Annotated in this window: 21 protein-coding genes; 13 read left to right on the top strand and 8 right to left on the bottom strand. The window is 38.9% G+C overall.

What is annotated here, in order from left to right:
- Window positions 1–34 precede the first annotated feature (34 nt).
- Window positions 35–682, bottom strand: a complete 648-nt coding sequence (locus V7Q04_RS04660) for an outer membrane protein assembly factor BamD (RefSeq protein WP_333803763.1) — start codon at window positions 680–682, stop codon at window positions 35–37.
- 167 nt (window positions 683–849) lie between these two features.
- On the opposite strand from V7Q04_RS04660, the gene fliW reads away from it, so the two are divergent.
- From fliW to hpf, 6 genes are all read left to right on the top strand, one after another.
- Window positions 850–1,239 (top strand): flagellar assembly protein FliW, encoded by a 390-nt coding sequence (gene fliW / locus V7Q04_RS04655; protein ID WP_333803762.1) that lies wholly within the window; start codon window positions 850–852, stop codon window positions 1,237–1,239.
- Window positions 1,240–1,368: 129 nt separating this feature from the next.
- Window positions 1,369–5,478 carry a LamG-like jellyroll fold domain-containing protein gene (locus tag V7Q04_RS04650; protein ID WP_333803761.1) on the top strand — a complete coding sequence of 1,370 codons (4,110 nt, stop codon included), beginning with the start codon at window positions 1,369–1,371 and terminating at the stop codon, window positions 5,476–5,478.
- 1 nt (window position 5,479) lies between these two features.
- Window positions 5,480–6,157, top strand: a complete 678-nt coding sequence (locus tag V7Q04_RS04645) for a hypothetical protein (RefSeq protein WP_333803760.1) — start codon at window positions 5,480–5,482, stop codon at window positions 6,155–6,157.
- Window positions 6,157–7,041 (top strand): type II secretion system protein, encoded by an 885-nt coding sequence (locus tag V7Q04_RS04640; RefSeq protein ID WP_333803759.1) that lies wholly within the window; start codon window positions 6,157–6,159, stop codon window positions 7,039–7,041. The genes V7Q04_RS04645 and V7Q04_RS04640 overlap by 1 nt, the downstream gene beginning before the upstream one ends.
- The gene (locus tag V7Q04_RS04635; protein WP_333803758.1) at window positions 7,041–7,505 is read left to right on the top strand and encodes a type II secretion system protein; all 465 of its coding nucleotides are present in this window, start codon (window positions 7,041–7,043) and stop codon (window positions 7,503–7,505) included. The genes V7Q04_RS04640 and V7Q04_RS04635 overlap by 1 nt, the downstream gene beginning before the upstream one ends.
- Before the next feature lie 90 nt (window positions 7,506–7,595).
- A complete protein-coding gene (gene hpf / locus V7Q04_RS04630; protein WP_333803757.1) occupies window positions 7,596–8,117 on the top strand; it encodes a ribosome hibernation-promoting factor, HPF/YfiA family in 522 nt (173 codons plus the stop codon).
- A 5-nt stretch (window positions 8,118–8,122) separates the two neighbouring features.
- Here hpf and recG read toward each other — a convergent pair whose 3' ends face one another.
- The 7 genes from recG to V7Q04_RS04595 are packed head-to-tail and all read right to left on the bottom strand — an operon-like array spanning window position 8,123 to window position 14,726.
- Window positions 8,123–9,955: an ATP-dependent DNA helicase RecG gene (recG, locus tag V7Q04_RS04625; RefSeq protein WP_333803756.1), complete on the bottom strand. Its 1,833-nt coding sequence runs from the start codon at window positions 9,953–9,955 to the stop codon at window positions 8,123–8,125.
- Window positions 9,942–11,192 carry a M16 family metallopeptidase gene (locus V7Q04_RS04620; protein WP_333803755.1) on the bottom strand — a complete coding sequence of 417 codons (1,251 nt, stop codon included), beginning with the start codon at window positions 11,190–11,192 and terminating at the stop codon, window positions 9,942–9,944. Before V7Q04_RS04620 ends, recG begins: the two co-directional genes overlap by 14 nt.
- A gap of 44 nt (window positions 11,193–11,236) precedes the next feature.
- Entirely contained in the window at window positions 11,237–12,286 is a 1,050-nt protein-coding gene (locus V7Q04_RS04615) for a dehypoxanthine futalosine cyclase (RefSeq protein ID WP_333803754.1), read from the bottom strand.
- Window positions 12,270–12,770 (bottom strand): hypothetical protein, encoded by a 501-nt coding sequence (locus V7Q04_RS04610; protein ID WP_333803753.1) that lies wholly within the window; start codon window positions 12,768–12,770, stop codon window positions 12,270–12,272. Before V7Q04_RS04610 ends, V7Q04_RS04615 begins: the two co-directional genes overlap by 17 nt.
- Window positions 12,754–13,044, bottom strand: a complete 291-nt coding sequence (locus V7Q04_RS04605; RefSeq protein ID WP_333803752.1) for an AtpZ/AtpI family protein — start codon at window positions 13,042–13,044, stop codon at window positions 12,754–12,756. The genes V7Q04_RS04610 and V7Q04_RS04605 overlap by 17 nt, the downstream gene beginning before the upstream one ends.
- A complete protein-coding gene (gene hemL, locus V7Q04_RS04600; RefSeq protein ID WP_333803751.1) occupies window positions 13,041–14,327 on the bottom strand; it encodes a glutamate-1-semialdehyde 2,1-aminomutase in 1,287 nt (428 codons plus the stop codon). Before hemL ends, V7Q04_RS04605 begins: the two co-directional genes overlap by 4 nt.
- Before the next feature lie 54 nt (window positions 14,328–14,381).
- The gene (locus V7Q04_RS04595; RefSeq protein WP_333803750.1) at window positions 14,382–14,726 is read right to left on the bottom strand and encodes a c-type cytochrome; all 345 of its coding nucleotides are present in this window, start codon (window positions 14,724–14,726) and stop codon (window positions 14,382–14,384) included.
- 70 nt (window positions 14,727–14,796) lie between these two features.
- Here V7Q04_RS04595 and folD point away from each other — a divergent pair, with 70 nt between their 5' ends.
- The 7 genes from folD to trpB all read left to right on the top strand — a co-directional run bounded on the left by folD (window position 14,797) and on the right by trpB (window position 19,922).
- Window positions 14,797–15,639: a bifunctional methylenetetrahydrofolate dehydrogenase/methenyltetrahydrofolate cyclohydrolase FolD gene (gene folD / locus V7Q04_RS04590; RefSeq protein ID WP_333803749.1), complete on the top strand. Its 843-nt coding sequence runs from the start codon at window positions 14,797–14,799 to the stop codon at window positions 15,637–15,639.
- An 11-nt stretch (window positions 15,640–15,650) separates the two neighbouring features.
- On the top strand, window positions 15,651–16,541 hold the full coding sequence (gene lepB / locus V7Q04_RS04585; RefSeq protein WP_333803748.1) for a signal peptidase I: 891 nt from the start codon (window positions 15,651–15,653) through the stop codon (window positions 16,539–16,541).
- Complete coding sequence (locus V7Q04_RS04580) at window positions 16,541–17,194, top strand: site-2 protease family protein (RefSeq protein ID WP_333803747.1); 654 nt, start codon at window positions 16,541–16,543, stop codon at window positions 17,192–17,194. The genes lepB and V7Q04_RS04580 overlap by 1 nt, the downstream gene beginning before the upstream one ends.
- 87 nt (window positions 17,195–17,281) lie before the next feature.
- The gene (rpiB, locus tag V7Q04_RS04575) at window positions 17,282–17,710 is read left to right on the top strand and encodes a ribose 5-phosphate isomerase B (protein WP_333803746.1); all 429 of its coding nucleotides are present in this window, start codon (window positions 17,282–17,284) and stop codon (window positions 17,708–17,710) included.
- Between the two features lie 2 nt (window positions 17,711–17,712).
- The gene (locus V7Q04_RS04570) at window positions 17,713–18,045 is read left to right on the top strand and encodes a membrane protein (protein WP_041959828.1); all 333 of its coding nucleotides are present in this window, start codon (window positions 17,713–17,715) and stop codon (window positions 18,043–18,045) included.
- A gap of 114 nt (window positions 18,046–18,159) precedes the next feature.
- On the top strand, window positions 18,160–18,717 hold the full coding sequence (locus tag V7Q04_RS04565) for an adenine phosphoribosyltransferase (RefSeq protein ID WP_333803745.1): 558 nt from the start codon (window positions 18,160–18,162) through the stop codon (window positions 18,715–18,717).
- Entirely contained in the window at window positions 18,717–19,922 is a 1,206-nt protein-coding gene (trpB, locus tag V7Q04_RS04560; RefSeq protein ID WP_333803744.1) for a tryptophan synthase subunit beta, read from the top strand. The genes V7Q04_RS04565 and trpB overlap by 1 nt, the downstream gene beginning before the upstream one ends.
- The last annotated feature ends 3 nt before the right edge of the window (window positions 19,923–19,925 follow it).

Raw genomic sequence — 19,925 nt, 5'->3', positions numbered from 1 at the left:
GTATAGTAAAGAAGTAAATAAAAAGTTATAGTGCTTATTGTTTTTCAAACCAAGAACGATACCAAGGAATTTTTGGCTCTACAATTTTTGCGTCACCTAAAGAAGATTTTTTAAGCTTTTCATCATACGATTTTGCAGCTTCAGGCTTGTCAACACGTGAATAAAGGTCTTTGATATTGCCATCGAGGAAATACTCACCCATCTCTAAACGTACTAAAATTGTCTCTGCTAAAGGACGAAACTTTGAGTCAGGGTAACGAGCAAGAAAGTCTTTTGTTTGAGTAATCGTATCTAACAGCAACTGTTGATTTCTGTTTGGATTTGGGAACGCTTCGTAATTTGCTTTAATTTTCATGTAACGCACATGATCAGCATTAGCTTTGTTACCATAACGTTTAAGGTACTCATCAAGGTAAAAATTAGCTAAAACGTACTCTTCTTCTTGGATATGCGCGTTAGATAACATCATCATAGCTTCAGGTAAAAGAGGTGATTCAATATGCTCACTTGCTAAAGAAGTATAAAGCGAATCTGCTTTTTCTAAATCTTGGTTTTTAATCTCTTTGGCGATCTCTTCATACCAATACATGGCTGGCATGTTGAAAACATCTTTATCTTTCGAGGCACAACCGCTCATAAAAGCCACTAATGACGCCACAATAAGAACATTTGCTATCTTCATTCACTCTATCCTTTGTGTTAAAAAAGTCTATTGTATCCTCTTTTTTGTTATCTTAAAATAAAAATAACATTTTTTGCATTTTGACCGATTTGTTTCGATGATCTTGTCGCATTTAACGTACAAAATGATACAATAGATAAAATATTTATTTTTAAAAAGGAACGTATATGATCTTTTCTGTGAAAGCACCGATCCCTGGATTTGAATCAATCAAAGAAGCAGAACTTGAGAAAGTTGATGATTTCTTCGTAAAATTTATATCAAAATCCGATACAACAACCTTTGCCCTTATTAACCCTTTTATGATTCGCCCTTATGATTTTGAAATTCCTGAATACTTCAGAGCCTTACTTGATATCAGTGAAAAGACAAAAAACATTCTTATTTTAAATATTATGATCGTTGCAACACCTATTGAAACCTCAACGATTAACTTCATCGCACCTCTTGTGTTTAATGTCGATAACGGAAGCGTTGCTCAAGTCGTTTTAGATGCGAATCAATACCCTGATTTTGGCTTGATGGAATGCGTTGCTAAGTTTTTAAATAAAGATTAACCTTATAGATTTTTACTTATCACGATGGCTCTTTACGAGCAATCGTGATTGGATACTTCTTGATATTTAGTACAATAAATTCTAACACTAACACTCTAAATGATATAAAAAAACAAGGGATTTGTTTGAATGAAAAATAAAAATAGATGGTTCTTATGGATATTTTTATTACATTCTACACTTATCTGCTCTTTTGCCGCTACATACACACTAGATGGCACAAAAAACGCTTTACCTTCATGTGGAGGCAATCTCAATAATTGGACTATTTCAGGTACAACATATACATGTGCAAGTAATTCTATTACATTTGGATACGGCGATGTCATCACAAGTACAGGGAATTACACATTATCTGTCGCTAATGGTATGACTTTTAATGGAAATAATTCTGTTGGATCTAGTTTATATGCGATTAATCTCTATTCACAAAGCGGTGGTATCACATTTTACAACAGCAACAATACTGTTTATGGTTCAATAACATCAGACTCGAATCAAATAACCTTATATGGAGCTACAGTATACGGAAACATCCGAGCAACTGTTAATACTGTTTATATTCTCAACAGTACTATTGTAGGCAATATTTATTCAGGTGGAGGCAATGGTATTATTACCAGCAATACCAACATAACTGCTACGACTATCACGGCTACAAATAATACAATTAATATTACAGGTGGAACTATCAGTGGAGCACTTTCAACCTCAGGAGGAAATGGTGTTCAATTAAATTATGTAATAATGACAAGTGGTAGTATTACAACTCAAAATGTGCCTGTCTATATTTCAGGAAGTACCATAGGTTCTTCAACATCACCTACAAATATATCATCTGGAAATTATGTTTATATTCTGAACAGCTCAACGGTTTATGCCAATATAACCGCTCCAATCTGGACAAATGTTCAGACTATTATTAAAGATTTTAGTAGTGTTATCTATGGAAATTGTACGCCTAATACAGGGGAACCTTGTCAACAAGGCTTGGTTGTAGAGTATCGATTTGATGAGTGCTCATGGAATGGCACAGCAGGAGAAGTACTAGACAGTAGCGCCAATGGAAGAAATGCAACACGCTACAATTCACTGAGCAATAGTTCAAGTTCTCCGAGTGTATTGTGTAAATATTCTAATGGCGCATCAACTCCTACGGGATATTTAAAACCACAAACAAATTTCGCGATTCCATCCAACTGGACACTTTCAACGTGGATAAAATTTCCTTTGCAACAAAACAATATTACGACCAAGTATCATGTATTTGGTTCCATTGTAGGTGGTGGCGATTTAGCTTATTTAGTGACAAATTCATCCAATAATTCTATTGATTGGGGTGTTTGGAATGGATCCAGCTCAAAAGAAGATACTTTTGCATCTAATTTATCAGGGTGGCATCATATTGTATTAACCAAAAGTGGGAATTCTACGACCATTTATCTCGACGGAACATCTGTCAACACTGTTTCACGAGGTGTTTCAGGAACAATCAACTACATTTTATCATCGCAAGATAACCTCAACAATCAAGCTTTAAGTGGAGGAGTAGACGAATTTAAGATTTTTGGTTCAGTTCTCTCAGATAGTCAAATTCAAGCTATTTATGCCAATGAATACGCGGGTAAAAATTTTGATGGTTCAACACGATCTTGCCCTTGTGCAGAGACACTTCAAACGTGTTTTACCGATGATTTTAATCGTGCCAATTTAGGTTCTAAATGGAGCATTATTAGTACAGGAACATATCCACCAAACATTACCGACAATAAACTACTCTTAACACAAAAACAGCAAAATATCTCTTCAGGAATTTCACTTGTTGGAGATTTTCCATCCAAAAACAATTTGGTTGAAATCGAATTTGAGCACAATGCCTATGCGGGGAATGGAGCAGATGGTGTTGCCGTTGTACTATCGGATGCCAACGTTACAGCTGTAGCAGGAGCTTATGGTGGATCACTTGGATATGCTCAAAGAACGGGAACATTAGGTTTTGCAGGTGGATGGCTTGGATTTGGCTTGGACGAATATGGAAACTTTGCCAATGACAATGAAGGAAGAGGTAATACCTGTTCAAGTCATCCTTCAACAAGCGCCATATTAGACTCTGTAACTATTCGAGGAAAACAAGGGACTGATCGATCTAAAGGATATTGTTTTATAGCCAATAGTGGAAATTTGCAAACATCCACAGGTGTCGGAATTGACAATACTGCTTCAACAACTCCTGCACCGAGTAACAAATATAAATTTACGATTGATACTCGAAGTGGAACTATTATTACCGTTCGGAGAGATATCAATGATGGCAATGGCTATAAAATTCTCCCTAATATGAATGGCGTCGATGCAACACAAGTAGCGACAGCCCCAGATAATTTCAAACTCAGTTTTACAGGTTCAACAGGAGATAATTATAATTTTCACTCTTTTGATAATGTAACAATAAAAGCACTCAACTGTGGTACGTTAGGTCAAGAACCAATCTTATCCACTTTTTTTGACGCGTGGGAGACATCTATTCTAGGTGCACCTCCTGTAAACATAAGCCGTAAAATATACACAAAAATTGCCAATCAACCCTTCACTCTCAAAGCTGCATCAATTGATAATGCACAATATCAAAATTACACAACAGGACTCGTTGGATGGCGACTTGTCGATAATGCGCAGTGCCCAAGTGGGACAACAGCCCTTACCTCTTGGCAAGATCTCAATCTCTCATCCGTCAACCCAACTACAATTACAACCACTATTCCCGGTGCCTATAAAAATGTACGTGTGCAGTTCGGTAAAAAAAGTGGTAGCAGTTATACCGATTTGAATTGTTCAAGTGATAATTTTGCCATTCGACCAAACAATTTCAACAGTACCATTACTGCGAATCAAACCTTCATTGCTGATAAAAATACATCTATCACATTTCAAGCAAATCAATATGGAGGAACAGGAGCAACGAACTATAATGAAACAGCAAATACTTCGTTTAAAGTTGATGTTGACATTAGCGACTCTACCAAAACATGTACAGTTAACTCCATTCAATTTAGCCCTACAATAGGGTTTACTAATGGTGTTACATCTTCTTCTCAATATAGTTTACCAAATGTTGGAGATTATACTGTTTCCATACATGAAATTCCTGGTGCTGAATTTGCACTTGTCGACCTTGCCGATACACCCGATGCACAGCGCTACATCACACCTTATTCTCAAACGATAACCGTTGTGCCAAGTACTTTTTTAATCACAGGGGCATTTAGTAATGGCAGTAATGGATTTACCTATCTTTCCAATTTTGAACAATTTACTACCAGTCCAAATCGTGATATTTCCGCACCTTTAGATCTCAATATTTCAGCACGCAGCGCTACAAATGCACTCCTGTCAAACTATACAGCTTTATGCTATGCCAAAGATGCCAATCTTACCCTAAGCACAAATACCATAGGTACTACGCTAACCAATTTAAGTAAATTTTTATGGTACGAAAAAAAACACGACCTTAATGGAACTGTTACATTAGCTAATAGCTCCTCTTATCGCATACCTCTCTCCAAAGCTCTTTTTGATAGTACGACAAGAGGTATGGCAGAGACGAATTATTTGATCAATTTTGACCGAAACAGCACAAAACCTGTTCAGCCTTTTAGATTTACCATTCAAAACCTAACCACAAATGATGCTGATCTGGCAAGTGGGGCAGTGACATTAAATCAAAATGCTACATTTTATTACGGACGTGTTTATTCAACCGATTATCGAGAGACAAGCCCTATCCCTGCAACGATTCGTTATGAGGTTTATTGTGCCAATTGTAATGCAACGGGATTCAATGCTATCGGCATGCAAAGCCCTCTTTCTATAAGCTGGTACCAAAATCCTCTCCATACGAACACTACATTTGGTAATGTCTCTCAATTTGGGAAAATAGGTACTACCACCATTGCAAATCCAAATACTAGTACAATTAACGCTCAAGGATTTGATACCAGTCATCCACTTACCAATGCAACTGCGCCGTATGTTGATCGTATTCTTATGACACCTTCTGCGTGGCTTATTTTTAATCCTTTCAATGCCAATGCTACGACCAATGATTTCAATGTCGAATTTACACGTGCTGGAAACTGGTCAGGGGCCGGAAATGTTGATAGAAACGATACGTCGCATACAACCGGTGCATTTACAAATGATACCAATATTACACGTAGCAATAGAAAGATGAACTGGTAACATGAAAAAAGCGATAGCGATGATAGAACTGGTATTTGCTATTGTCATTATAGGCGTTGCTGTTATGAGCTTACCGCTTATTTTGACGCAAGTACAAAATAGCAATAGCTTTTCCCTACGCCAAGAGGTTATACTCTCTATCAAAACAAAACTCTCTTACGTCTTAGCCTATCAATGGGATCAAAACACCTATGATGCAACAGCCGATATCGAGCGCGTTTTAAACATACCTGCATCTGTTGATACTGCTACTGACTTTAATACAAGCACTATAAGACGCAAAGGGCATGTTTTAGCCGATGGTCGAAGGCGTTTATGGGATACTCTTACGATTGTTCCTACCACGAAAGTTAATTTTGGAACAGTAGGTACTCCTTCAGATATTGATGATTTTGATGGCAAAGATGAAAACAAAACCATAAACGCTCTTGATGATTTTATCTATAATGTAAGACTTAGGACCACTGTTAATTATATAATAGACACGCTTCCGGCTGGAAATAGCTATGCAAATAATGGTATAACCTTTATATTCGATCCAGACCATAACACAACCAATAGCACCAATATAAAAATGATTCGAGTAACTGCAACCGCAACAGGTCTTGATAACCCAATATCAATGTTCGCTTTTTCATCCAATATTGGGCAGAGTAAAGTGGCAAAGAAGACATGGTAATGAAAAAAGCATTTACAATGATCGAACTTGTAATGGTCATCGTTATTTTGGGCATTGTGGCAAGTATTGGCTCTGAGATTGTACTTACACTCTACAAAAACTACATACAATCAAGAGCCATGAACCAACTAGAGATACAAACGGAGCTTACACTAGAGCAAATTGCCAAGCGGTTGCAGTATCGCATTAAACCAAGCACCATCGCACGCAGAGAAAATGGAAATTTTACAGGACTTTCAAACAGTGACAATAGCTACTCGATTATAGAGTGGATAGGCTATAGTAATGAAAGCCTTTTAAGTTCACCTCCGGGATGGAGTGGATTTATCGACTTAGACCATGTAAATACCAACAAGACAGCACGTACATTAAAAACCACCGATAGCAATCTTACATTTACTGGCAATACGATGAGTGCATTAACCGAAGGTGCTGTTGATTTAACAGCAGGGAGAGAAGCTGCTCTTATTTTTCAAACGGCTTACAATGCTGGTGATTTTGGTTGGGCTCAAAACAATATTAACACTAATGGAACTGCAACAATTAGAGTAATAAGAAATACGGATGATATCTTAACAATTAATTATGCTATAGATATCCCAACTGACATTTATGAGCATTACGCTTTAGCTCATTCAGCCTATGCCATTGTCCCCAGTAATTTTAACTCAACCGATTTTAATTTAACACTTCGTTTTAACTATCAGCCATGGTTAGGTCAAAATTATAATAGCAATGGTAATGAAGTACTTGCCGAACATGTGAGCCTTTTTCAATTCAAACAAGATGACACGGTCATTCGCCTAAAACTCTGTTTACATGACAATAATGAAACAGGCACGGGTGATCGCATTGCTATTTGCAAAGAGAAGGTTATTTATTGATGCGCAGAGGATTTTCACTTATCACCGCGATTGTTTTTATAGTTCTCATAGCAACGATAGGTGCTTTGGCACTCTCTTTTTCAACACTTAATGTTAAACAAACCAGCGATACGTATCTTCGAGAACAAGCAGAACTTTTAGTACAAAGTGGTACCGAGTATGCACTTTTAGCCATCAGCGCACATGAAATTAATGCAACAAATGGTTGTTTAAATACCATAAATGCACAGTTCCCAAATACAGCCACCCCACTCTTTGATATTAACATTTCTATCAACTATTTAGGGATCGGTTTACCAGCAAGCAATGTAGCAAGACCTTGCCAAAAATTCAGTGAATCTAACATTAGTACTATAGACTCTAATGTCACTGTTATCATTGACACTATTGTGGAATTAACACCTGGCAATAATATCTCCACAGAGCCTATTAGACTTCATCGCCGTACCATCCAAAAGCCCTAATATTAGCCGTTTAGACCTCCTTTTGCTTTAAGGTTCGTTTTGTTATACTTGTTTTATCAACCCCAAGAGGGGTAAGGAAAAGGAGACAAGATGAACACAAGTATCGTAGGAAAACAATTTGATTTGACCGAGCCGATCAAGGCTTATGTTGAAGGAGCGGTTGATGCTCTTGGCAAATACAATTTGGACATTATCTCTGTGCGTACTGTGATCTCAGCGGACGAAAAAAATGGCAAAAAAGGCTTCAATGTCGAGTTTGCTATTAACATGGCACATAAAAACACCGTTGTTATTCAACAAAAAGACAAAGATGTGTATGCTGCGGTTGATCTTGCGATTGAACGTGCGAAAAAAGTACTTCGTCGTCACCACGATAAAATCAACACACATAAGCCTATTGAAGGGCTTGATGTAGTAGAAACGACTGAAAATGCGGAGGGTAGTGATGATGAGATCGTTCCAATGCGTCTTAACAGCTACAAACCTGTCGAGGTTGAAGATGCTATGAATGAGCTCAAAGAAAGTGACAGACAATTTATTGTTTTCCACGACATGGAAGATAAATTCCGCGTAATGTATAAAAAAACTGACGGAAGATTTGGATTGTATTAATAGACCTAGAGGGGGCTTTTAGCCTCCTCCAACCTACGTTTTGCTTCTCTTAAAATTTCCTCATCACTGACCATATCAAACCAAACCAACTTTTTACCACTTTGAATTACTCCACCAACAACATCTCCGCCTTGTCGAAACTCTAAATCAAGCTCTGCAATTTCAAATCCATCGAGTGTTTGACTAAACTTTTCAAGCCTCTCGCTCTTGGCTAAATTGGTATAAAGGTAACAAAATCCTTTTAAACCATTGCGACTGACACGACCTCTGAGCTGATGTAAACTCGCAAGGCCCAATCGTTCAGCTCCAACAATGACTATCGTTGAAAGCTTTGGAAGTGAGATCCCTACTTCTACAACCGTCGTTGAGATAAGCAAATTGCCCTCTTCTTTGAAGGCTTTGAGTACCTCTTCTTTGTTTTTATCTTTACCGTATGTAACAAAAACGCCATCAAAGTTTTTCTCCCAAAAGCCACGCCCCTCATCAATGGACTGGTAGTTAATCATCTCGCTTTCCTCAACCAACGGATAGACAATAATACACTGGTGATTCTGAGCGATTTCAGCGTGAAGGTGTTCAACCAACGCTTTAAAGTCCTTTTTTGCGATCACTTTGGTGGTAATGTCTTTTGGAAACGGTAACATCTTAATGAACGAAAAATCGACCAAAGAAGACTGAATCATACTGAGTGTTCGAGGAATCGGTGTTGCTGAAAACTGTAAATAGTGTGGATGCCATGCCTGCTTTGAAACAAGGGCTGAAAGAAGCGAACGCTGTTTCGTTCCAAAACGATGCTGTTCATCGACCATCACAAGCGCACACACAGGAAGTTCCCTATAAAGCAATGCATGTGTGCCGATGATAAAATCAAAATCAGCTAAATTTTCCTTTACATCAGCCTCTTGTGTCACTAAAAGTGTCTTGACATGTTTGGGTAAGAACTTCCCTGCTTCTTCAAAAAGTTGGTTGGCAAGTACCGTTGTCGGCGCCATCAAAACAGATTTTTGCGGGTATGCCATCATCACAGAGCTTAAAATCACCATGGTTTTACCACACCCCACATCGCCCATGACGACACGCTTCGCCGCATTTTCACTTAAAAAATCTCGTTTAATCTCACCAATAACTTTTTGCTGATCTAAGGTAAGGGTAAAAGGTAAAGACCCAATAAAGGGCTTTTCATCGCCATCAAGTTTACAACATGAGGGGAAACTGACCTTTTTGCCAGAGAGTTTTTTAAGGTAGTTATGTATCTCGACATATTTAAGTACTTTTAGAATGGACTCCGAGTAACCAAAACTTCCTAGCGTACTTGCTTCTTTAGCCGTAGGAAAATGCAAGCTCAAAAGACTCTTTACTTCACTTACCTGTAAGCCTTCATTTAAGAGTGCTTCCAACGTTAGATAACGCTTCATTATATCCATAACCGTTTTATTCTGTAGTGGCGTTTTGTATTTGGGGATGAGCGTATTGATCGTTGTGATGATTTTGGGTTGTACGATCTGCATTCTACTACTGTTATACTGCACTTTTCCGTTGATGTACAGCTCACTACCCACTTTAAAAAGTGCCTTATGGTAGGGCTTTGCTGCAAATATAACGCCATCAAGGTTGGTTTGCCATGCTTCGCAAAAGAAAACAATTTGAAACACTTTAGGGCTTTGTTTGAGAGAAAGGACTTTGACATGCACCGTATTGATCTGCTCCAAAAGAGGTGCAGGTGTGAGGGTTGTATTTTCATACGAATGAGGCAGGAGTAGCGCTAAGTCTAAAAGCGTCCCTACTCCTATCTTTTTAAAGCGTTCCTTATCGAGCGGATCACATTCAAGGTTTTGCACGTTTCGTGACTACTGAAAAGCTAAGTGCTGTGATTTCATCGTGTTTTTTAATGAAACTGTTAAGTTCTTCAAGGCTCAACTTCTCGATTTTATCTAACTGTTTTTTAGAATGCCCGAGTTCAAATCCACTGTAATACTCAAAGAAAGCCCGTGAAAGACGTTGTGAAAGTGTCTCGTTGCGAAGAGGCTCGCTCCCAAGTAAAAAACGTTTGGCTTGTGCTAATTCTTCTTCAGTAACGCCTTCATCCACAAAGCGTTTGATTTCAGCAGCAACCACTTTTTTGGCTTCATCCAAATTCTCATTTTTGGTTTGAAGATGCCCTGTAAAACTGCTGCTTGATTTTCCAATACTGCTTCTGCTGTAACTTGAATATGCCAAGCCACGTTTAACGCGTATCTCTTCCATCAAACGACTTCCAAAACCGCTCTCGCCTAAGATAAAGCTTGCAACTTTGGCTTTATATGCCTCTGGATCGCCACTTTTCATATAAAAAGGAGCCCCAAAATAGATATACGCTTGTTCACTTTCTTTGTTTACAATAAACTCTTTCGCATTTTTGTTTGCATCAAAATAAGCAACTTCACGATGCTTACCGTGTTTGATCTCAGAAAGAACAGGTAGAAGAAGTTTTTTAAGTTCATCAAGTTCAATGTCACCACCCGCAACAATAATTAAACTCTCCAAATTCACACGCTCTTTATAAAAACTCTCAACATCTTTGAGCTTGAGGGCTTTAATGCTTTTAACATCACCACTGTATGCATGTGCAAAAGGTGTATTTTCAAAAATAAGTTTTTGTAAATTAAGGTTTGCAATGTAGTCAAAGTCACTCTCTTTGTTGGAAAGCATACCGAGGGTTAAAAGTTTGATTTTTTCAAAACTCTCTTTGCTAAAATTAGGACTTTTAAGCAATTTTTTCATCATTTCGAGGGCATAAGGAAACTGCTCTTTAAGTGCTGACGCTTCAAAAACCAGTGTTTCAACACCCGAGTGTGCACCCAGTGAAATTGCACGAAATTCTAACTCTTCCGCAAATGCCGTAGCACCCATCTCTTTAGTACCTTCGCCTAACATTGCTGCTAAGAACTTTGCAATACCTTCATTAGCACCATCTTCCATGCTGCCTGCATTTTTGACTACCAATTGTACCGAAGCAATAGGCAAAGAAGCATCTTTCTCAAATACCACAGGAATTTCGACACCATTAACATTGATTTGACTGACTTCTTGACCCACTAATACTCCTTGTAACAAAATCATTATCGTTAAAACTATTTTTTTCATGCAAACTTCTCCAAAACCGTGTACGAAGTGTCGCGTTTGGCAGGGATTGAGCCAATGTCTTTGATGAGTTTAACCATCTCGGCTTGATTCATGCGGTTCGCCGCACCTGCTGCTTTGACCACATTTTCTTCCATCATCGTACTGCCTAGATCGTTTGCCCCAAACATAAGAGCTAGTTGACCGATGTAGCTTCCTTGCGTTACCCAAGAACTTTGGATATTTTTGAAATTATCAAGATACAAACGACTCACTGCTAAAAGTCTGAGATAACGGTTTGAAGACTGCTTTTTAATCTCAGGATGTTCCTCTTTGAGCTTGGTATGATCACTCTGGAAACTCCACATGATGAACGCTCTAAAGCCACCTGTTTCATCTTGAAGCTCTCTGATCTTTTCCCAATGCGCTATGATCTCTTCATCGGTTTCTAATGTACCAAACATCATCGTTGCGGTTGAGCGCATGCCGATTTTATGGGCAGCTCTATGCACACCAATCCACTCATCACTCCCTAGTTTTTTAGGTGCGATAATATCACGAACACGGTCACTTAAAATCTCAGCGCCAGCACCAGGAATGCTGTAAAGCCCTTTTTTCTGAAGGCGTAGTAACACTTCTTGGTAGCTAATTTTTGAGATTTTAGCGATATAATCGATCTCAATGGCAGAAAATCCATGAATGGTTATGCTAGGGTAATTGGTACTAATCCACTCAACCAATTCCTCATACCATTCGATTTTGAGCTTTGGATGAACACCACCTTGAAAAAGAATCTGCGTTCCACCAATTTCGATTAATTCCTCGATTTTTTGACCAATCTCTTCAAAAGAGAGCACATAGGCTTCATCCTCTTTATGATGACGATAAAATGCACAAAACTTACAATCGACCCAACAGACATTGGTATAGTTGATGTTACGATCAACTACAAACGTTGTCAAATTTTCAGGGTGAAGCTCCATTTTGCGCTTCAACGCCATTTCCCCTAATGTATTAAGGTCAACCTCACGAATCAGACGTAAGGCTTCTTCATTACTCATTCGTTTCATTCAAACCCTTTTTTATAAACAAAACACTTAAAAAGCTTGAGAGTGGCACCACACTTAAGCCCACAAAAAAAGCAATCGCATCCAAAGTTTCATGTCGAATTAAAAACAGTACGGCTAAAAACAGCACACCGTACGAAAGAATACGATACAGCGAAAGTGCACTTTTATAGCTTAATGCAAGATTTTGAAAACTCTGTTTAAAGCCTATTTTAGTGACTTTTGGTGTTTCACTTTCGTTTTCGTCATCCTCATCTTTATCGTCTTCATAGTATTTATCGAACTTATCATTTGGTATGAGCCCTGCATCGACACGACGCTCTACAAACGTATGGTATGAGCGAAAAGAGGCTAATGTAATCAACAAAGAACACACAAAAGCTATTTGGGTATTTAAAAGCCAATTTTCACCTTGTGTGAGCGAAAAAAGAATGACAAAAACATCACCCAAAAGGTAAAAACGCAAAAGCCTACTTGTCGTCTTCATCATCATCTTTTTGGTGTTGGTATTTTTTATATCTTACATCATCTTTAAGTTCATCAAGAGAAGCAACATTTTTCTTATATGCTTTATAAACATTTAAAATCGCACCACCAATACCCCAAGAGACACCGACCCACAGAAGCCAAGGTGTGTTAAACCAGTTACTCATAAGCATACCCACACCAATACCGATAAGAACAGCCACAACGATGGAAATGCCTAATGAGAGCTGTTCTGCCCCTTCAATGAGTTTGCCGTATTTTGGTTTATCGCTCATGCAATCTCTTTAAAGACTTTTTGCGCCGCTTCGATGGTCTCATCAATCATCTCATCATTCATAGCTTCACTTATAAATCCTGTTTCAAATTGAGAACATGCGAAATAAAAGCCCTTCGCTAGCATACCTTGATGAAAGGCCGCAAAACGGGCTGTGTCTGATTTAAGTGCATCATCAAAATTTTTCACAGGTTTGTCATTGAAAAAGAAGCCGAACATAGAACCAATAGCACCAACTTGGAGTGAAATACCTGCTTCTTTTGCTGCCTCTTTAAGTCCATCAACCAATTTTTTAGCTTTAAGTTCTAAGCGTACATATAAATCAGACTCTTCAATGATTTGCTCTAATGAAGCTAACCCTGCCGCCATTGCGACTGGATTTCCGCTGAGTGTTCCTGCTTGGTACACAGGACCATCGGGGGAGAGTTTATCCATCACTTCAGCACGTCCTGCAAACGCACCCACGGGCATTCCTCCACCAATAACTTTACCAAACGTCACTAAATCTGGCATTGTAGGATAAATGCCTTGTGCTCCTTTAAGACTTGCTCTAAAACCACTCATAACCTCATCGAAAATCAAAAGAGTCTCATGTTTATCACACAACGCTCTTAACTCTTCCAAAAATTTAGGATCGGCGGGGACAAAACCCATATTGCCTGCAATTGGCTCGATGATAATACATGCGATATTTTTTGAGTTTTCAAAACATTTTTTAACACTTTTAATGTCATTGTATTTTGCTAAAAGTGTGTGTTTTGTCAAATCGGCTGGCACACCAGGTGAACTTGGGCTTCCAAAGGTTACAGCGCCGCTTCCTGCTTGCACCAAAAGTGAGTCACTGTGTCCGTGGTAACACCCTTCAAATTTGATGATGTCATCTTTACCTGTAAACCCACGCGCTAGTCGGATAGCACTCATCACAGCTTCCGTTCCACTGCTCACAAAACGTACTTTATCCATATCAGGGAAAAGCGAACAAATAAGGCTTGCCAATTTGGTTTCTGCTTTGGTGGGCGCACCAAAACTCAACCCTTTCTTCACCGCTTTAATGACCGCTTTTTCTATTGTTTTATTAGCATGTCCAAAAATAAGCGGTCCCCAACTTTGAACAAAATCGACATAACGATTTCCATCCACATCGACGAGATACGCACCCTGACCTTTTTTAATAAAAAGTGGTGTTCCACCCACGCTTTTAAACGCACGCACGGGAGAATCAACACCGCCAGGAATAACGCTTTGAGCTTTTTCATACGCTTTAATGCTTTTATCATAGTGCATTATGATACGTCCTTAATTGATTTTTGATAATTTTACAGAAAGTTTCTAAACAAACTACTTTTTTACTTCACTTGAGACATAGTAGTATAAGCTATCGATCTCTTGCCATGTCAAAAAGTAAGTAGGCATCACTTTATGCTGGCTTGTCAATGCTTGGAAGAAACGTTCTTTAGAAACACTGGTGATTGCAGGTGCAGAGAGTACAACATCTTTACCTTTAGAAGAGTATTTCGAGATAATAGAACCTTCTCCTTTTTCACCATGGCATTTGTTACAGCCAATCCCTCTAGGGTTCGAATAGAGCATTTTGGCATACTCCATTTTCGAGATAAAATCCTCACTCAAGAGCGGTGTAAAAGATAAAAATAAAAATACGTTACATGTAAGCAAAAACCGCATCAAAACTGCTTTATCCTCTCTTTATTCGTAATTGGGTATAGTATCAAAAATGAACTAAAAGGATGTTTGAATGCAGATCCTCGATGGAAAAGCACTGTCAGATCAAATCAAAATTGAGCTTAAACAAGAGAGTAATAAGCTTAATGAAAAAGGCATAACACCGGGTCTTGCCGTTATTTTAGTCGGTGATGATGCTGCGAGTCAAACCTATGTTAAGATGAAAGAAAAAGCGTGTGATGCTGCGGGTGTTTATTCGATTATTCATAAAATGCCAACCACGATTTCACAAGAGAAAATTTTAGAAACCATTGCTATGATCAATAACAATTCTAACATCGATGGTGTACTGGTTCAACTCCCCCTTCCTAAACATATCGATACCACAAAAATTATCGAAGCGATTGATCCTAAAAAAGATGTTGATGGCTTTCATCCCTTCAATGTGGGTCGTTTGGTTGCAGGACTGGATAGTTTTGTACCCTGCACACCTCTTGGCGTTATGCGTCTTTTAGCACACTATAGCATTGATCCAAAAGGACTTGATGCATGTGTCGTAGGAGCGAGTAATATTGTTGGCAAACCGATGATGAATCTACTCTTAAATGCAGGCGCAACGGTTGATATTTGCCATATCTTTACCAAAGATCTTAAAGCACATACGCAAAAAGCAGACCTTGTTATCGTGGGTGTGGGTAAACAAAACCTTATCACGGCTGACATGATTAAAGAGGGTGCAATAGTGATTGATATTGGCATCAATAAAACCGAAGACGGACGCCTTGTAGGTGATGTTGACTTTGCAGGCGTTTCTCCAAAATGCAGTTACATCACTCCCGTTCCAGGCGGTGTTGGTCCTATGACCATTGCAATGTTGTTAGAAAACACCATCAAAGCTGCAAAGCATCGTTTATAATTAGGAAATTCATGAAAAATTTACTGAACCGTTTTGTCCACTTCTCCAACAGTTGGACAGGGACTCTTGTTATCGTTTTATTTGTTATCTTTTTTGTCGCTCAAGCATTTGTCATTCCCAGTGGATCGATGAAAAAAACGCTTCTTGTCGGCGATCATCTTTTTGTTAAAAAATTCTCGTATGGTATTGCAACACCGCATATTCCGTGGCTTGAAATTCCAGTGCTACCTGATTTTAACGATAATGGTCACCTTATAGAGGGAAGCAGACCAGCACGTGGTGATATTGTTGTCTTTCGTTACCCTAAAGATGAAAAAGTCCACTATGTAAAACGTTGTGTTGCAACAGAGGGCGATGAGATTCTTTTCCAAGAGAAAAATCTTTACATCCACTTTAACGAGGGTGATGAATATATTAAAGCAAATTACGCACCTGAGAAAATTAAAACGATCGCAGGTAAACTCTGGGTCAACAACCCTTACAAAGAAAAATTCCACGGCATTCAATATGATGACTCTGTTGATCTTTTCCAACAAATGACACTGTATCTAAACGCAAATCAACTGGCTATGAAACCCGCAATGGTACAAGAACTTCCTACCATTTCAGGCTATAGTTTTAATGCCTTTTATACCAAAGTCGACAAAGACAACTTTTTTATGATGGGCGATAACCGTGACCACTCCAATGACAGCCGTTTTTGGGGAAGTGTCCCTTATAAACTTATCGTAGGAAAACCATGGTTTATCTATTTTTCATGGGAGAAAAAAGGGGCTGAAGAAGAGAAACTTCTCTCTGCTAGCGAACTGGCATCATGGAAAAAAACGGATGAATACAAAATAAGATGGAACCGTATCGGTCGTTTTGTGGACTCTATGCAATATGATGAGAGATTTTTTTAATGGATACTATCCACCTGCTTGAAATCATCGCTACCGTTTTAGCCCTTATGATAGCCATCATTGGGCATGAAATCATGCATGGTTATGTGGCATATCGCTATGGTGATACCACGGCTAAATACCAAGGTCGCCTTAGTATCAATCCTATCGTGCATGTCGATGTTGTAGGAACGATTATTGTTCCTGCAGTACTCTTTTTTAGTGGCGCACCTTTTATGTTCGGTTGGGCAAAACCTGTGCCTATTTTCATTCCTACCGTCATTCGCAATGGTGGATACAAAGCCGCTATTCATGTTTCTCTAGCAGGCATTGCGTATAACTTTACACTTGCATTGATATGTGCAGGCGTTTTGAGCTTTTTTCAAGATTTACACCAAGTCAACAGCTATATCGAGTATTTTGTCGTCTATTTCTTTATTCAAGCCCTCATTTACAATGTTGTGCTAGGACTGTTCAATCTCTATCCTATCCCACCACTTGATGGCTCACATGCTCTGACTTACTTTGCGATGATTATGGGATGGAATTCTATTGTACGCCTTTATGAATCGGCGGAGCGTTATGGAATGATCATCTTGATTCTTTTCATTGCAACACCGCTTTCACACTACTTTTTTCTACCAATTCGCTACGTTATCGGATGGTTATATTAGCAGGCTCCCCAAGGGGAGTCTGTTTTTGGAATTTATAATAATCCTTGTGCTATAATCGTCCTTATTCCCTGATTAAAGGACATTTCCTTGAAGTTTTTTATTGCAACCGATCATGCAGGCATTGCCATCAAACCCGATGTCATTGTTATGCTCCAACATATGGGGCACGAAGTCATCGATCTTGGACCATTTAATGATGAGCGCGTTGATTATCCTGATTATGCGCATGCACTTTGTCTTGAAGTGCTAAAGAACAGCGCAACACAGGGTATTCTTATCTGTGGGTCTGGTATTGGTATGAGTTTGGCTGCCAATAAACACATAGGTATTCGAGCTGCTCTTTGCCATGATGCTTATACCGCAGAGATGGCACGTGCACATAATGATGCTAATGTACTCTGTTTTGGTCAGCGCATTGTGGGTCTTGGTGTCATTGAGTCTATGCTTAAAGCATGGTGCACTACCTCATTTGAGGGTGGAAGACACGCTGAACGTGTTGAAAAAATAGAGTTGTGACCATGGCAGTAGAATGGATTATAACAACCGTACTTTTTTCAGCGTGTACCTATTTGTTAATTATGGTGTTCTACTTTAAAACACTTTTACGTAAAGAGAAGCGCAGTAACATTGTGGTCAAACAAACGCTCAATGATGCTGAAGTGGTCATCCGAAAGTATCAAGTGCAATTGCAACGCTCTTTGGGCAATATTGATATTTTAAGTGATGAACTCAAAAAGGTCAAAAATGATCTAAAATCACTTCGTACACGTAACAGTCAATACCGAATGGAAGGCGACAAACTTCGCCAACATATTAAAGAGCTCGAAGGAAAAATCGAAGCACTTTTATAATATGTCTATGTTCTTGCTGTTTTCATGTGTTACATGTCAACATTTTCTGCCTCAAAAAGGCAAACTTTTTAGGCTTTGCCTAGAATGCATATAAAAAGTAAAAAAGGCTATAGCATGAGTCATTTAAGTGATGCTGATAAAATCTATCTTTTAAATTCTATTCGTGAAATTGAAGACTTCCCCAAACCAGGCATTAAGTTCAAAGACATTACCACTCTTTTAGGCAATGCAGAAGCATTTACACTTTTAATGGACCATTTGGTTGAGCGTTATTCAGCAATGGACATTGATTACATCGCAGGCATTGAAAGCCGTGGTTTTATCTTTGGGGCAGCTTTGGCTTCTCGTCTTAAAACACGTTTTGTGCCTATTCGAAAGCCTGGCAAACTTCCCTATACGACTATTAGTGAAAAATACTCTTTGGAGTACGGTGTCGATGAAGTGTGCATACACATCGATGCGTTTTCCGCTATCAATACATCAAAACCTAAAGTTCTCTTGATCGACGATCTTATTGCAACTGGTGGCACGGCTACCGCTGCGGTTAACCTCATCAATAAAGCAGGGGCTGAGTGCATTGAAGCTTGTTTCATTATGAATCTTACTTTTTTACAAGGTGATCTTTATATTAAAAAAACAACCTCTGTTTACTCTGTGTTAGAGGTGTTCTAATGTACATTCCTAGAGCTTCAAAATTTGACCCTGATGCAAACGGACACTTTGGAATATTTGGAGGGCGCTATGTTCCTGAAACATTGATGCCTGTTCTTTTAGAGCTTGAAAAAGAGTACCAAACCCTTCGTTTCAATGAAAATTTTTGGAGTGAAGTCGAACACTACATGAAAGACTATGTAGGTCGTCCTTCAGCACTTTACTATGCTAAAAACGTCTCTCAAGAGTTAGGTGCAAAAATCTATCTCAAACGTGAAGATCTGAATCATACGGGTGCACATAAAATCAACAATACCATTGTACAAGGCTTAATCGCTAAAAAGATGGGCAAAAAACGTGTCATTGCAGAAACTGGTGCAGGGCAACATGGTGTTGCAACAGCAACTGTCGCAGCACTTTTGGGACTTGAATGTGAAGTCTTTATGGGCGAAAAAGATGTTGAACGTCAAGAGTTAAACGTCTTTCGTATGAAGCTTTTAGGAGCAAAAGTACACTCTGTTAAAAGTGGCAGTAAAACACTCAAGGATGCCATGAATGAGGCTATTCGATACTGGGTAACGCATGCACGCGATACTTTTTACATTATCGGAACAGTAGCAGGTCCACATCCATATCCTATGATGGTGCGTGATTTTCAAGCGATTATCGGTTACGAAGCTAAGGCTCAAATCTTGGTCAAAGAGAAACGTCTTCCCGATATGGTTGTCGCCTGTATTGGCGGTGGTAGTAACGCTATGGGTATTTTTAGCCACTTCTTAGGTGAAGAAGGCGTGAAGTGCGTTGGTATTGAAGCAGGAGGTCATGGCATAGATACCGATAAACATGGCTGTTCTCTCGCCAAAGGAAGCCCAGGGGTGCTTCATGGACAGATGAGTTACCTTCTTCAAGATGATGATGGGCAAATTCTAGAAGCGCATTCTATTTCAGCGGGGCTTGATTACCCTGGTATTGGACCAGAACATGCCTATCTGAAAGATGAAGGCATAGCGCATTACGATAATATCACTGATCAAGAAGCGCTGGATGCTTTTGTATGGTTAAGCCGCAAAGAAGGCATTATTCCTGCGTTTGAGAGCGCTCATGCCGTAGCATATCTTAAAAAAATCCCAAAAGATGAGATCAAAAACAAAGTTATCATTGTCAATCTCTCTGGACGTGGGGATAAAGATATGATGCAAGCGAAATCTATTTTGAACATAGGATAAAAG

The organism is Sulfurospirillum sp. (genome assembly GCF_036802865.1).
In the GTDB taxonomy this organism is placed as follows: Bacteria; Campylobacterota; Campylobacteria; order Campylobacterales; family Sulfurospirillaceae; genus Sulfurospirillum.
The sequence above is the reverse complement of the archived record's forward strand: the minus strand, read 5'-3'. Positions and strand labels throughout refer to the sequence as shown.